This window comes from Brevibacterium sp. 239c, assembly GCF_900169365.1.
Taxonomy (GTDB): Bacteria; Actinomycetota; Actinomycetes; order Actinomycetales; family Brevibacteriaceae; genus Brevibacterium.
In genome coordinates this window covers 91,554-104,057 of sequence record NZ_FXZH01000007.1, presented here as the reverse complement: position 1 = coordinate 104,057, position 12,504 = coordinate 91,554, and the positions used below count along the sequence as shown (strand labels likewise).

The 12,504-nt window shown below is 64.1% G+C and carries 12 protein-coding genes; 7 read left to right on the top strand and 5 right to left on the bottom strand.

Features of this window, described 5'->3' with window-relative positions; translation table 11 throughout:
- The first annotated feature begins 57 nt into the window (after window positions 1–57).
- The 3 genes from BSP239C_RS08615 to BSP239C_RS08605 all read left to right on the top strand — a co-directional run bounded on the left by BSP239C_RS08615 (window position 58) and on the right by BSP239C_RS08605 (window position 2,572).
- Window positions 58–936 carry an SDR family oxidoreductase gene (locus BSP239C_RS08615; RefSeq protein WP_101571900.1) on the top strand — a complete coding sequence of 293 codons (879 nt, stop codon included), beginning with the start codon at window positions 58–60 and terminating at the stop codon, window positions 934–936.
- Window positions 937–1,048: 112 nt separating this feature from the next.
- The gene (locus tag BSP239C_RS08610; RefSeq protein WP_101571898.1) at window positions 1,049–2,032 is read left to right on the top strand and encodes a patatin-like phospholipase family protein; all 984 of its coding nucleotides are present in this window, start codon (window positions 1,049–1,051) and stop codon (window positions 2,030–2,032) included.
- An 87-nt stretch (window positions 2,033–2,119) separates the two neighbouring features.
- On the top strand, window positions 2,120–2,572 hold the full coding sequence (locus BSP239C_RS08605) for a hypothetical protein (protein ID WP_101571896.1): 453 nt from the start codon (window positions 2,120–2,122) through the stop codon (window positions 2,570–2,572).
- 22 nt (window positions 2,573–2,594) lie between these two features.
- Here BSP239C_RS08605 and BSP239C_RS08600 read toward each other — a convergent pair whose 3' ends face one another.
- Complete coding sequence (locus BSP239C_RS08600) at window positions 2,595–3,434, bottom strand: isocitrate lyase/phosphoenolpyruvate mutase family protein (protein WP_101571894.1); 840 nt, start codon at window positions 3,432–3,434, stop codon at window positions 2,595–2,597.
- Window positions 3,431–4,141 (bottom strand): helix-turn-helix transcriptional regulator, encoded by a 711-nt coding sequence (locus tag BSP239C_RS08595; RefSeq protein ID WP_101571892.1) that lies wholly within the window; start codon window positions 4,139–4,141, stop codon window positions 3,431–3,433. Before BSP239C_RS08595 ends, BSP239C_RS08600 begins: the two co-directional genes overlap by 4 nt.
- Window positions 4,142–4,265: 124 nt before the next feature.
- On the opposite strand from BSP239C_RS08595, the gene BSP239C_RS08590 reads away from it, so the two are divergent.
- Together BSP239C_RS08590 and BSP239C_RS08585 are read left to right on the top strand one after the other, a co-directional pair.
- A complete protein-coding gene (locus BSP239C_RS08590; protein WP_101571890.1) occupies window positions 4,266–5,693 on the top strand; it encodes a sugar porter family MFS transporter in 1,428 nt (475 codons plus the stop codon).
- 16 nt (window positions 5,694–5,709) lie between these two features.
- On the top strand, window positions 5,710–6,087 hold the full coding sequence (locus BSP239C_RS08585) for a universal stress protein (RefSeq protein ID WP_101571888.1): 378 nt from the start codon (window positions 5,710–5,712) through the stop codon (window positions 6,085–6,087).
- A gap of 17 nt (window positions 6,088–6,104) precedes the next feature.
- Here the strand turns inward: BSP239C_RS08585 and BSP239C_RS08580 are convergent, their stop codons facing one another.
- Entirely contained in the window at window positions 6,105–6,587 is a 483-nt protein-coding gene (locus BSP239C_RS08580) for a DUF1648 domain-containing protein (RefSeq protein ID WP_101571886.1), read from the bottom strand.
- Between the two features lie 103 nt (window positions 6,588–6,690).
- On the opposite strand from BSP239C_RS08580, the gene mgtE reads away from it, so the two are divergent.
- Window positions 6,691–8,058 carry a magnesium transporter gene (gene mgtE / locus BSP239C_RS08575; protein WP_101571884.1) on the top strand — a complete coding sequence of 456 codons (1,368 nt, stop codon included), beginning with the start codon at window positions 6,691–6,693 and terminating at the stop codon, window positions 8,056–8,058.
- A gap of 37 nt (window positions 8,059–8,095) precedes the next feature.
- On the opposite strand, the gene BSP239C_RS08570 is transcribed toward mgtE, so the two are convergent.
- Together BSP239C_RS08570 and BSP239C_RS08565 are read right to left on the bottom strand one after the other, a co-directional pair.
- On the bottom strand, window positions 8,096–9,889 hold the full coding sequence (locus BSP239C_RS08570; RefSeq protein ID WP_101571882.1) for an ABC transporter ATP-binding protein: 1,794 nt from the start codon (window positions 9,887–9,889) through the stop codon (window positions 8,096–8,098).
- A complete protein-coding gene (locus BSP239C_RS08565) occupies window positions 9,886–11,562 on the bottom strand; it encodes an ABC transporter ATP-binding protein (protein WP_101571881.1) in 1,677 nt (558 codons plus the stop codon). Before BSP239C_RS08565 ends, BSP239C_RS08570 begins: the two co-directional genes overlap by 4 nt.
- A gap of 62 nt (window positions 11,563–11,624) precedes the next feature.
- On the opposite strand from BSP239C_RS08565, the gene BSP239C_RS08560 reads away from it, so the two are divergent.
- A complete protein-coding gene (locus BSP239C_RS08560) occupies window positions 11,625–12,503 on the top strand; it encodes an oxidoreductase (protein WP_101571879.1) in 879 nt (292 codons plus the stop codon).
- The last annotated feature ends 1 nt before the right edge of the window (window position 12,504 follow it).

Below are 12,504 nucleotides of genomic sequence, written 5' to 3'. Positions count from 1 at the left end.
GTAACTTTGATTCGACACAATCTTAGTTGAGAGCACATGATGCAAAGGAGCAACCACATGACGCGTGGAACAAAGATCGCCGGCTCACGAGTACTGATCACCGGTGCGGGCAGCGGTATCGGACGTCTGATGGCACTCGACGCTGCCTCGCGTGGAGCTGCGGAAGTTCTGATCTGGGATCTCTCAACAGAGGCCGGACAGCGTGTTGCCGATGAGATTTCGGCGACCGGATCGCAGGCCCGTTCGTTCACAGTCAATGTGGCCGACGCCAAACAGGTCGCAGTCATCGCCGAAGACACCGGACCCGTGGACGTCCTCATCAACTGCGCCGGAATCGTCACCGGTACGAAACTGCTCGAAGCCGATGAAGCCGCGATCCGACGCGTCTACGATGTCAACACCCTCGCCCTCTACTGGGTGACGCGTGCCTTCCTCCCCGGGATGATCGAACGCGATCGGGGCTCAGTGGTCACCATCTCCAGCGCTGCCGGATTTGTCGGCGTCGCCCGTCAGACCGACTACTCGGCGAGCAAATTCGCCGCGGTGGGCTTCACCGAGTCTCTGCGCGCCGAACTGCGCGCCGATGGCCACAACGTCAATACGCTCGTCGTCTGCCCCTTCTACATCAATACCGGGATGTTCGAAGGCGTCACGACCAAGTTCCCTCGTCTGCTGCCCATCCTCGAGGAAACCAACGTTGCCACCAACGTTCTCGACTCCATTGAGTCGGGACGAGAGCAGCTTGCCATGCCTTCACTGGTGCGCATTCTGCCCGGAGCCCGGATGCTGCCCACCCGGGCCTTCGACAAGCTGATGGACTTCCTCGGAGTCAACAAGACCATGGACCATTTCACCGGCCGACGGCCCGTGGTCGCAGAGCGCAACACTGCGTCGCCGGCCGCCGAGATCACCGATCCCGCCCCGACGGCGCGCTGACAGGCGAGACGGCTTTCTCCTCTCGTTGTCCCTCCTGCGGGTAGACAATGAGAGGAGTCCCCTCGGCACGAGCGTCGTCGGGACACCGAGATTGCCCAAGGAGGAGCGCGTCATGGCCATGACCGATCTGGTCCTCGAAGGCGGGGGCGCCAAACTTCCCGGGCTCGTCGGCGCGGTCGATGCGATGAGCTCGGCTGACTACTCCATCCACCGCATCGCTGGAACCTCGGCCGGTGCAGTCGTGGGAGCGCTGACAACTGCAGGAATCCCTCCGGAGAACCTCATCGAAACGATTCTTCGCAAGGACTTCACCGACTTCGAAGACCTCAGCCCGACCTTCTCTCTTCTGCCGTGGCTCGGGAAGATCCAAGGTCTTCTGTTTCACAAGGGCATGTACCTCGGCACAGCCCTCCACGACTTCCTGGCCGACGCCCTCGCCTCGCAGGGCATCCGCACCTGGGGCGATCTTCGCCTGCACGACCCGCACAGTGCGCTGCCACCGGAGCGTCAGTACCGCCTCGTCGTCATCGTCTCCGATGTCTCCCGCGGTCGCATGCTGCGCCTGCCCTGGGACTACCAGTCTGCTCTCGGCGTCGATCCGGATTCGCAGTCGGTCGCCGAGGCGGTCTGTGCCTCGGCCGCGACACCCTTCTTCTTCCGGCCCCGATCGCTGCGCGCAGATCCGCGCGTGGCCGGCGGTGTCTCGGTGCTCGGTGCAGACGGCGGTCTGCTCTCGAACTTCCCCGTCGACATCTTCGATCGGAAAGATGCGCGTCCTGCCCGCTGGCCCACATTGGGCGTGATGCTCTCGGCCAGGACAACGGCTGAAACCCAATGGCGGCCCAATGCGAACACCTACCAATATGGGATCTCGCTCCTGTCGACCATGATCAACGCCCACGACCGGCGTCATATCGACGAGCCCTCGGTCACCGATCGAACGATCTTCGTCGACACCGCTTCGCAGAGCAGCACCGACTTCGCCCTGAGTCGAGCCGATAAGCTCGAACTCATCGACTCGGGCCAGACCGCAACCACAGATTTCCTCAGCACCTGGGACTGGCAGGCGTGGAAGGAACGCTACGAGCGACGCTGAACCAAGACACCTGCGAGCGGCCCACTGCTCGTGCAACAATGTGGGCGTCGACAGACACAAGCATCGACCACCACCGAAGGAGCGACCATGAGCGACAACCCCACCGATCCGACACAGTGGCAGGACGAACCCGAGATGGGTGCACCGCTGATGGATGACCCCACCCTCGACGAGCCCACGGCCGATGAGCTTGATGACCCGGAGCTCAATGCCGCCGAGGCCGAAGCCGATGATCTCGACACGGACCTTGATGCCGATGTCGCCTCCGCTGCAGCCGTCGAGCCTGGTGCCGAAGGCCCGGAGGGAACCGGCATCGAAGGCGCCGACGATGAGCTCTTGGATGCACAGGGCTTGGAGTCTGGGAACGATACCCCCGACATTCCGGAAGAGTTCTCCACAGATGCCTCGCCAGCTGCCGAACAGGGCAACCGTCGCAGCGATCACATGATCTCCGAATACCAGGACGATGCAGAAGTCGCCCAACTCGCCGGTGATGACCTCGATGTCGACGCACTCGCCGACGACGGGGTCGAAGACTGAAACCCGTCTGCCCCGCGGCAGGCTAATCGCCCAGCGTCGAGACCGCCCGGTAGGACAGCACATTCGCCGTCTGCGCCGGGCGGTCTTCGTTCAGCCCACTCAATGAGTGCACTGCCGCAGAAATCGCGGCCCGGTAGAGCAATGAGCCGGTGCTGATCCTGGCCACACCCGCCTCGGCGAACTGGTCACGTGAGAAGCGCGGACTGGCGAGCACATTGACCGGAAGTGGGCAGGCCCGAACGATCTGTGCGATGGTCTCCAGATCCAGGTCCCCGGGTACGAAGATCCCATCGGCCCCGGAACCGGCGTAGCGGCGCATCCGCTCAAGGGTCTCCCCGAGCTTGTCCTGACCAGTCCAGTATGTGTCGATTCGTGCGTTGACGAACAGAGACGGGAATGCCTCCTTGATCGCGCTGACCTTGGCGGCGAGTTCCCGCGGTTCGACGAGATGTCCGCGAGCGGAATCCTCGATGTTGAGTCCGTCGACGGCAAGTCCGGCGAGGCCGGGACCCTCACCTGTTGCAGCGTCTCGCCGCACTGCGAAGGCGTCCCGGAGGATGTCGACGACTTCTGCCGGGTCGCCACTGTACCCATCTTCGAAGTCGCAGGTAAGCAGCGATTCGGGCAGGGCCCGTCGGAGGTTTTTCAGCAGATCGACCATGGCGGTCATCGTTTCCCGCTCCTCATCGGCGGCTCCGATGCCGGCGGCCACCCCCAGACTGCTCGTACCCACGGCAGGGTGACCCGCCTCGGCGAAGAGTCGGGCACTTGCCACATCCCAGGCACACGGCAGGATGAACGGGTCCCCCGGTCGGTGCAACCGGTGGAAGGGTGGGTCCTGGTCGGTTGTTGTGCTGTTCATAGCTGTGTCACCTCTGTGTCGAGTATCCAGTCGAGTTCGTCCCGACCAGTCGATGTGAGTGTGAGTGCGCGACTGCTACGACGGCGGGTGATCCACGTCCGGTCGAGGAATTCCTCGCACACGGCATCTCCAAGCCATCCGCCGAGGTGGGTGCGGCGTTCCGTCCAATCGAGGCAGCGGCGAGTCAGCGGGCGCGAGCCTGAGGCCATGGAGGCGACATCGATCCCCCACACCTTTGCGAAGCCCGCAACTCCTGCCTCGGTCACGGTCGCGGTGTCATCGACCCACCCTCGCGCCGTGACGGCCGCCCATATCTGCACGCCCAGACGTCCAGCGATGTGCCTGTAGCAGGTCCGTGCCTCGAGGAGGTGTCGGTCACGAGTCTTCGCCGCCAGGGTCGGAGCCGATTCGACTCTCTCCCCCGCGAGCGCACCGGTGTATTCGAGCCAGCAGGCGATGTCTGCCGAGGCGAGTTGCACGTAGCGGTGCCTGCCCTGCCGACGTTCGGCCAGTACGCCGCGCTCGATGAGGATGCTGGCATGTTCAGAGGCCGATGACATCGGTACCGCGAGAGCTCGTGACAGCTCCGTCAGCGTCCAGGCTCTGCCGTCGAGGAGACTCGTGCAGATCATGACGCGGGTAGGGTCGGCGAGCGCCGAGGCCAGCGCGGCGATATTCGGTGCCGATTCCGGGTGGCTCCTGGTCATAGCTTCGATGGTATGCCTCCTACTGTTCGGGACGGGCCGAAGTGTGATCTTCACTTCTCAGTGCGGGCAAACCGCCCTCAGCAACAACGAACCGTGTTAGAACGAGAGAGGAAAGGAGTCATCCATGTCTGCTTTGCCTGATCGCGCCGAGAAACAGTTCGACCTGCCACATGCGGGTTCGGGTAAGCCTGTTCACCGCCTCGGCATCATCGCCACAGTGGCCACCTTCGGCGGTCTCCTGTTCGGCTATGACACAGGCGTCGTCAACGGCGCACTCGAACCGATGAGTCAAGATTTCGGCCTCACTCCGCTGTCCGAAGGACTCGTCGTCGCCAGCCTCATGATCGGTGCCGCATTCGGTGCTGTGTTCGGCGGTCGCGTCGCCGACGCCCACGGTAGGCGGCACACGATCATCCTCGTCGCCGGCGTCTTCATCCTCGGCACGCTGGGCTGCGTGTTGGCCCCGGGTGCGGAGTTCCTCATCGGCGCCCGCTTCGTCCTCGGCATCGCGGTCGGCGCCGCTTCTGCCATCGTCCCCGTCTATCTGGGCGAGATCGCCCCCTCAGAGAAGCGCGGCTCCTTCGTCACTCGCAATGAGCTGATGATAGTTGCGGGGCAGCTCGCAGCGTTCATCATCAACGCCGTCATCTTCAACGTCTGGGGCCATGTCGACTCCATCTGGCGTTGGATGCTCCTCGTCGCACTCGCACCGGCCATCGCGCTGCTCGTGGGCATGATCTTCCAACCAGAGAGCCCCCGCTGGCTGATCTCGAAGGGCCGCACGGAGGAGGCTCTCGAGGTGCTCAAACAGGTCCGCTCCCCCGAACGCGCCGAGGCGGAGGTCGCCGAGGTCACCCACCTCGCATCCCAAGACGCCAAGCAGTCCACCGGTGGACTCTCCGATCTCGGAACCCGTTGGGTGCTGCGATTGGTCATCATCGGCGTGGGCCTCGGCTTCTTCCAGCAGCTGACCGGCATCAACTCGGTCATGTACTACGGCACGCAGCTGCTCACCAATGCCGGTTTGGACTCCGGTGTCGCGATCATCGGCAACATCGCCAACGGGGTCTTCTCGCTGCTGGGCATCTCGCTGGGCATGTTCCTGCTCAACAAGCTGCCGCGTCGGGTCATGTTCCTCACCGGTTACGCCCTCATCGCGTTCTTCCACATCCTCATCGCACTCACCGCCGTCGTGATTCCGCCGGGACCGGGACAGGCGTGGACGGTCCTCGTCTTCCTCGTCCTCTTCGTGTTCTCGATGCAGGGCACGGTCGGACCGCTGACCTGGCTGATGCTCTCCGAGATCTTCCCGATGAAGATCCGCAGCTTCGCCATGGGCATCTGTGTGTTCGTGCTGTGGATCATGAACGCCATCGTCGCGCAGTTCTTCCCGCCGCTCATCGAGGCGATGGGGATGACGGCGACATTCAGTATGTTCGCCGGCTGCGCCGTGATCGCCTTCATCTTCCTCTACACACTTCTTCCTGAGACCAAGGACAAGGACCTGGCGCAGTTCGAACGCAAGTTCAAAGCGAAATACGGCCGGAAATGACAGAACAGGAGCCACCATGTCAATCGCAGTCGCCGTCACCGACAGCCCCGAAGGACGCACAGCGCTGGAGAACGCCGTCGCCGAGGCGCGAGCCCTGGACACGGGCCTGCTCCTCATCAATCTCACCCTCCATGACTTCACCGATGATGAGATTCCTCGTAACCTCGAGGTGAAGCTGATCAACCGGTCCGGGCGCGGAGATCGTGATCCCGTCACCGCAGTCCTCGATGAGCTGCGCGATCACGTTGCCGAGGTGGATCGCCTTGTCCTCGGGGTGCGCAGTCGCTCCCGGGTGGGCAAGGTCCTGCTCGGCTCCGTGGCCCAACGCCTCATCCTCCGCTCCCCTGTCCCGGTGCTCACCGTGCGGGTGCCGGAGGCCGCGAAGAAACGCTGATCGGCGACGGGCTGAGCTCAGCCGGCTGTCAGGGTTTTCTTGACGCCGATGATCGTCGCGAGTGCCAGCCCGAGAATGCCCACGATGAAGGCGGGGACGCCGTAGCCACCCCAGGTCGAGATCGCCGTGCCGACGTAGATGATGAGCAACGACGCTGACACCCACACCATCATCCGTTCCGACTCACGGAAGATCCGCTGCGCGTTCGTCTCAGTCACGACGATCGGGAAGTTGAGGACCTGCGGCCTCGTGGACAGCCAGGACGTTGCGCCGATGAGGACACAGAGCAGTCCGACGATGACGAAGACCGTCGACCTCGGACCGTAGCTGTCGGCCTTGCCGACGAAGTTGAAATGGGTGGGAATCAGCTCAGGCAGCTTCGGGTAGCTGGCAAGCAGAATTGCTGACAACAGAACAGTCGCAATCAGCGTCACGCGTCGGATCCATGTGGTGAGTATTCCGGTTTCGAATGTCGTCGCATAATTCTGTTGCCCAACCATAGGACGATCGTACCTGTGATGAACGGGCCGCTTTCGGCTCTGCCTCCTGCCGTGGCATAGGGTGGATAGCGATCATACGGGCAGCGGACGCGAAGGAGCAGTCATGACAGACATGACGGTGGACAACTCGGCGGTGGACCGCCTCGAATCCGCACTGACGGGACGAATCGACCGATCCGCGATGGACACGATCTCCGAGCTGGCACATGAGGTCCCGTTGCCCGAGCTGACCCGGCTCGTCCACACGAGCACACCCGTGGAGTCAGCGGTCCTCTTCCGCATCCTGGACAAGGATGATGCGCTCGCTGTGTTCGAGAACCTTCCGCCGGGTTACCAGGCCGAACTCATCCAGAACCTCCGCGAACCAGATGTCGCCCACATCGTCGAAGGCTTGGACCCCGACGACCGCGCCGAACTCTTCGGCGAACTGCCGGCCAATGTCGCCCGCAGGCTGATGAGCGGCCTCAATGCCAAGGAACGCGAGATGACCACCGCGGTCCTCGGATACCCGAAGTCTGCGATCGGACGGTACATGTCCCCGGAGGTCCTCAGCCTCCACGACGACTGGACCGCCGGCGAGGCGATGGAAGTCGTCCGGGCCCGCATCGACGGTCCCGAGACCGTCTATCTCCTCCCCGTGGTCGGCATCGGACGCGTCCTCTCCGGCGTTGTGTCCCTGCGTAACCTCATCGCGGCAGACGCCAAGGACCTGGTCAGTGACTTGGTCCGAGATTCGATCAGCACACAGGCGCTGACGGACCGTGAGGTCGCCGCTCGTCAGTTCCTCTCCCACCGGCTCATCGCGATGCCCGTCGTCGATCAGGAGGACCGCCTTGTCGGCATCCTGACCATGGACGACGTCCTCGACATCGTCGATGAGGAGGACGCCGAGGACATCGCCCGCGGCAGCGGTTCCGAACCCCTTGACCGTTCATACCTCTCGAGCACCATCTTTCGCCTGGTCAGGAGCCGCATCGTCTGGCTGCTGGTCCTCGCCGTCTCCGCGATCCTCACGGTGCAGGTCCTCGAGGTCTATGAGGACCGCCTCGATCAGGTCGTTATCCTCGCCTTGTTCATTCCATTGCTCACCGGCACCGGAGGCAACACCGGCAACCAGGCCGCGACCACCGTGACCCGGGCGTTGGCCGTGGGCGAGGTGAGAATCCGCGACCTCTGGAAAGTCATCTGGCGCGAACTGCGTGTCGGAGCGATGCTGGGAGCCGTGCTCGGGCTATTGGGATTCATCGTCGCCGGCCTCGTCTATGGGTGGCCGATCGGTCTGGTCATCGGACTCACCCTGCTCTCGGTGTGCATGATGGCCGCGACCGTGGGTGGGCTGATGCCGATCATCGCGAAGAGGGTCGGAGCGGATCCAGCAGTATTCTCCAACCCGTTCATCTCCACCTTCTGCGACGCCACGGGCTTGATCCTCTACTTCTCGATTGCGACGACGGTTCTGGGACTGAGCTGAGAACTGCGCCCTTGGGCTGCGCTCAGGCTGACTGCGCTCAAGCCGACCAGGCTGCCCACAGCTGCGAGTAGTGGCCACCGGCTGCGACCAGCTCTTCGTGTGTGCCCTCTTCAACGATTCGACCGTGCTCCATGACGAGGACACGGTCCGCAGTCTCAGCCTGGCTCAATCGGTGGGCAACGACGAGTGCTCCGCGCCCGTTCAGCGCGGCCTTGGCCGATTGTTCGAGGACTTGGGCCCCGGCCGACCCGGCCTCGGCCGTCGCTTCATCGAGGATCGCGAAGTCCGGGTCGGCGAGCACCAGGCGGGCCAGTGCGATCGACTGTTCTTGGACCGCGGTGAGTCTGGCACCGCCATCGCCGACCTCGGTCTCCAGGCCTCGAGGAAGTTCGGTGGCCCAACCTGCTCCCACTGTGTCCAGTGCAGCCGCGATCTGTTCGGCCGTGGCATCCGGGACCGGCAGAGCCACGTTTTCACGCAGCGTGCCGTTGAAGGTGTGCACCTCCTGAGCAACCATCGAGATGTGGCCGCGCAGTATGTCTTCCGGCAGGTCGGTCAGCGACGTTGACTGTCCCGCTTGCCTCGCCGAGGTGGTTGTGAGTCCGGCCCGACCGCGGGTGGGTGAGGACAGGCCAGCAGCGATCCGAGCCAGCGTGGATTTCCCGGCCCCCGTGGTGCCGACGACGGCGACGACCTCGCCGGGACTCAGGCGCAGACTCACACCTTTGAGGACGTGCTTGCTCGAGTCCGGGTCCTCATCATAGGTGAACCACAGGTCCTCAAGAACCATTGCGGGTCGGTCGATGCTGATGTCGGTCGTCCGCCTCGGCGAGGTCGATGCTTCGTCGATGACGCCGACCATGCGAGTCAGCGAGGCTCCGGCTGATTGGATCTGGTCGAAGAGCCCGACGAGGGCTCCGATGGGGTTGAACAGGCGGTGGAAGACAAGAGCCGCAGTGGTCACGGCACCAGCCGTCGTCTCACCGGCGAAGACGAGAACGAATCCGGCGATGAGGAGCAGGGAGAGGACGACAGCCTCGGCGCGGTTGTTGCGTCCGAAGGCTCGGGTAAGGAAGCTGAAGACGCCGATCGAGAGGTCTCGGGCCTGCCCGGAGGCGGAATCGATGCGCGTCAGCTCCCCAGATTCGGCGCGGTAGGCACGCAGTGTGCTGGCACCGGTGAGGCCGCCGAGGAGACGTCCCGCGCGACGGCCGAAAGCTGCGCGCTCTTCCTTGTAGATCGGCTCCGAGCGGGGCAGATACCAGCGCAGGGTGAGCCAGTACATCGGCAGCGCAACGAGGCCGACGATGCCCAGGCGCCAGTCGATGGCAGCCAGACCGGCGGCGGAGACGATGACGATGAGAAGCGATTCGACCACGAGCGGCAGCACCTGCGCCGCCGCCTCGCTGATCTTGCGGGAGTCGTCGGCGACCCTCGAGACCAGATCACCTGTTCCTGTGGATTCGATGCGCTGGGATTCGAGGCTGAGTGCGGATTCGACGACCTGTGTACGCAGGTCAGCGACGATGGGCATCGCGATATGGGCCAGTGCCCAGGCTCCGATCCAGGTGCCCAAGGCCATGATGACACCTGCGATGGCCACGGCGATAGCACAGGTGATGACGAGGTCTGAACCGGCTCCGGCGGGCAGCTCGTCGACGAGGCGGCCGATCGCCCACGGTCCGACGAGTCCGGCACCGGCATTGGCGACCCCGGCGAGAACGAGGACGAGCAGCCACCCCCACCGGGCCCGAAGCAGAGGCGCCAGATGCGCAAATGAACGGCGCCTGGAGGCGATGGACAGGGTGGTCTGGGTGGTCTGCTCGCTCATCGGGTCACCGCGTTTCGGTAGGCCTCGGCGGACTTGTTGTCGGCGGCGAGGAGATCGGCATGTCTGCCGACGACGCTCGAGCCTGTGGCGGGTACGAACACAACGGTCTGTGCCGCGGCGAGGAATGCCGGTGAGCTGGTGAAGATGAGGGTTGCGGCGGTGCCGCGTGAGCTGCGCAGGTCTTCGAGTCCGGCCGCGATCCGTGCTTCGGTGACGGCGTCGACCGCGGTGGTCGGTTCGTGGAGGACGAGAACCCGGGGGTCGGCGTTCAGGGCCCGGGCCAGGGCCACACGTTGGCGCTGGCCGCCGGAGAGGTTGCCGCCGAGTTCCTGGATGCGGTGGTCGAGTCCGGTGTCGACGAGGTCGAGGAGTTCATCTGCGCCCGAGGCCGCCAGCACCTCGGCGGCCACAGGGGCATCGTCGGTGCCGAGAATCATGGTGATGTTGGAACGGATTGTGCCCTCGAACAGGTCGACGGTGTGTGGGGACACGATCATCTGGTCCAGTTCTGTGCCGCGAGCGTGGGTGCTCAAGGCTGCGATCAGTGCGGCCTCAGACTCGGATCTCTCCACGACGATGCAGGTCAGGGAGCCTGTTGGAGTGTCGAAATCGACGTGTCGGCCCTCCCCCACCTCCCAATCGCGGACGCTCAGATTGTCCTCGCCGAGGTGGATCTGAGGCAAGTTGGTCACGTCCGACCCGAGCTCCGACTCGTCGATGTCCAGCAGGAGCCGGGAGATCCGCTGGGCGGCTCCGTGTGATTGGGCGAAGAGGCCGACGATCTCGGCCAGGGCCCGCATCGGTTCGGTGAGGAATGCGGTCATGCCGAGGATGCCGATGAGTGCGCCCACGCTCATCTGACCCTCGATGAGGCGCAGCCCGGCGACGATGAGGACGATCGCGAGCACGACCGACATGACCAGTGCCCCAAGCCCAGCGAGCCGTCCGGTTCTCTCACCGGTGGCGATGCCGGCGGTGGCGGCCTCGTCCGAGGTGGTCCGGTAGCGGCGCACGGCCCAGGGTTCTCCGCCCATAGCCTTGATCACGCGCAGTCCGTGCATGAGGTCGGAGGCTGACCTGCCCGCTCGTGCCACGGCTTCGAGCTGTGCGCGGGCCTTGGTGGACACCGATCGTCCGGGCAGGGCCACGATGACAAGTCCGATGGGGACGGCGATGAGGACGACGAGTCCGGTCACGGGGTCGGCGATGAGGAGGAAGACGGCGGCCGTGATCATGCCCAGCACCGAGGCGATTCCACGCCCTAACTGGGCGAAGGACTGTGCAGCCGTGTCCGCGTCCGCCGAGGCGATCGAGAGGACTTCGCCGGAGGCACGGTCGGATGGCAGGTTCGCCGAGGTCAGAGCCGCGTGGGTGATCTCGACACGTAGTGCGTGCGCTTCATGTTCGCGGGCGGAATTGCAGAATCGGGCGCCGAAACGGTAGCCGAGGCTGAGCACGGTGAAGAGCAGACCGAGGCCGATGATCGAGACGATGAGCATCGGAAGGGACAGGGGAATGATCGCACGGTCGACGATGATTCCGATGGCGACGGGCACGAGGGCTTCGCAGACCTGCCACAGCGACATGGTGATGACGCCGGGGAGGAGGAGACCGAGGCGCCGACGAGCGGCTCTGCGGAGGAGGAGCGAACCTGATGTGGGAGTCTGCGACACGAAGGCTACCCTAACATTTCGCAGCGAGACATGACGGTCCCACTGAGGTTTAACATGGCTTCATGGGCAAGAGACTTGATGGCAACATCGCATCAGCGGCTGACCGCACCATCGTCATCACAGGTGGCAACAGCGGGATCGGCCGGGCGGCAGCATCCATGCTTGCCGGCATGGACGCTCGAGTGGTACTTGCGGTGCGCAACCTGCGCAAGGGTCGGACCGCAGCACAGACGATACGCGGCAACGTCGAGGTACGTCACCTCGATCTCGCCGACCTCAGTACAGTGCACGACTTTGCTGAGGAGTTCAGCGACCCGATCGACATCCTCATCAACAACGCCGGGATCATGGCCCCTCCCCTCGGGCACACCGCTGACGGATTCGAATCGCAGTTCGGGACCAACCACCTCGGCCATTTCGCTCTGACCAACCTTCTTCTCCCTCAGATCCGCGATCGTGTCGTCACGGTCTCCTCGATGGCGCATCGGATGGGCAGCATCGAATTCGATGACCTCAACTGGGAGCGCAGAACGTACAAGCCGATGGCTGCGTACGGCCAGTCGAAGCTCGCCAACCTGCTCTTCACATCCGAACTGCAGCGACGGCTCACCGAAGTGTCCTCCCCTATCATCGCGACCGCAGCTCATCCGGGCCTGGCCGCAACGAACCTTTATCGACGGCAGGGGAACCGACTGCTCGCGTCGGTCGCCGAGGCGGTCATCGGCCTAGTCTCGCAGAGCGAACAACAGGGTGCCGTACCGACACTGTGCGCCGCCACAGCCGATATCCCAGGCAACAGCTATGTTGGCCCACGAGGCTTCAAGGAGACTATGGGTCAGCCGAAGCTCGTCGGACGTTCTGCTGCCGCTAAGGACACTGAGGTGGCGCGGCGTCTGTGGACGGTGTCGGAGGAACTGACGGGCGTGGAGTTTCCGCTGTAGG

Coding starts and splice junctions, on each gene's coding strand:
- BSP239C_RS08615 (WP_101571900.1), top strand. CDS start 58: ATGACGCGTGGAACAAAGATCGCCGGCTCACGAGTACTGATCACCGGT.
- BSP239C_RS08610 (WP_101571898.1), top strand. CDS start 1,049: ATGGCCATGACCGATCTGGTCCTCGAAGGCGGGGGCGCCAAACTTCCC.
- BSP239C_RS08605 (WP_101571896.1), top strand. CDS start 2,120: ATGAGCGACAACCCCACCGATCCGACACAGTGGCAGGACGAACCCGAG.
- BSP239C_RS08600 (WP_101571894.1), bottom strand. CDS start 3,434: ATGAACAGCACAACAACCGACCAGGACCCACCCTTCCACCGGTTGCAC.
- BSP239C_RS08595 (WP_101571892.1), bottom strand. CDS start 4,141: ATGACCAGGAGCCACCCGGAATCGGCACCGAATATCGCCGCGCTGGCC.
- BSP239C_RS08590 (WP_101571890.1), top strand. CDS start 4,266: ATGTCTGCTTTGCCTGATCGCGCCGAGAAACAGTTCGACCTGCCACAT.
- BSP239C_RS08585 (WP_101571888.1), top strand. CDS start 5,710: ATGTCAATCGCAGTCGCCGTCACCGACAGCCCCGAAGGACGCACAGCG.
- BSP239C_RS08580 (WP_101571886.1), bottom strand. CDS start 6,587: ATGGTTGGGCAACAGAATTATGCGACGACATTCGAAACCGGAATACTC.
- mgtE (WP_101571884.1), top strand. CDS start 6,691: ATGACAGACATGACGGTGGACAACTCGGCGGTGGACCGCCTCGAATCC.
- BSP239C_RS08570 (WP_101571882.1), bottom strand. CDS start 9,889: ATGAGCGAGCAGACCACCCAGACCACCCTGTCCATCGCCTCCAGGCGC.
- BSP239C_RS08560 (WP_101571879.1), top strand. CDS start 11,625: ATGGGCAAGAGACTTGATGGCAACATCGCATCAGCGGCTGACCGCACC.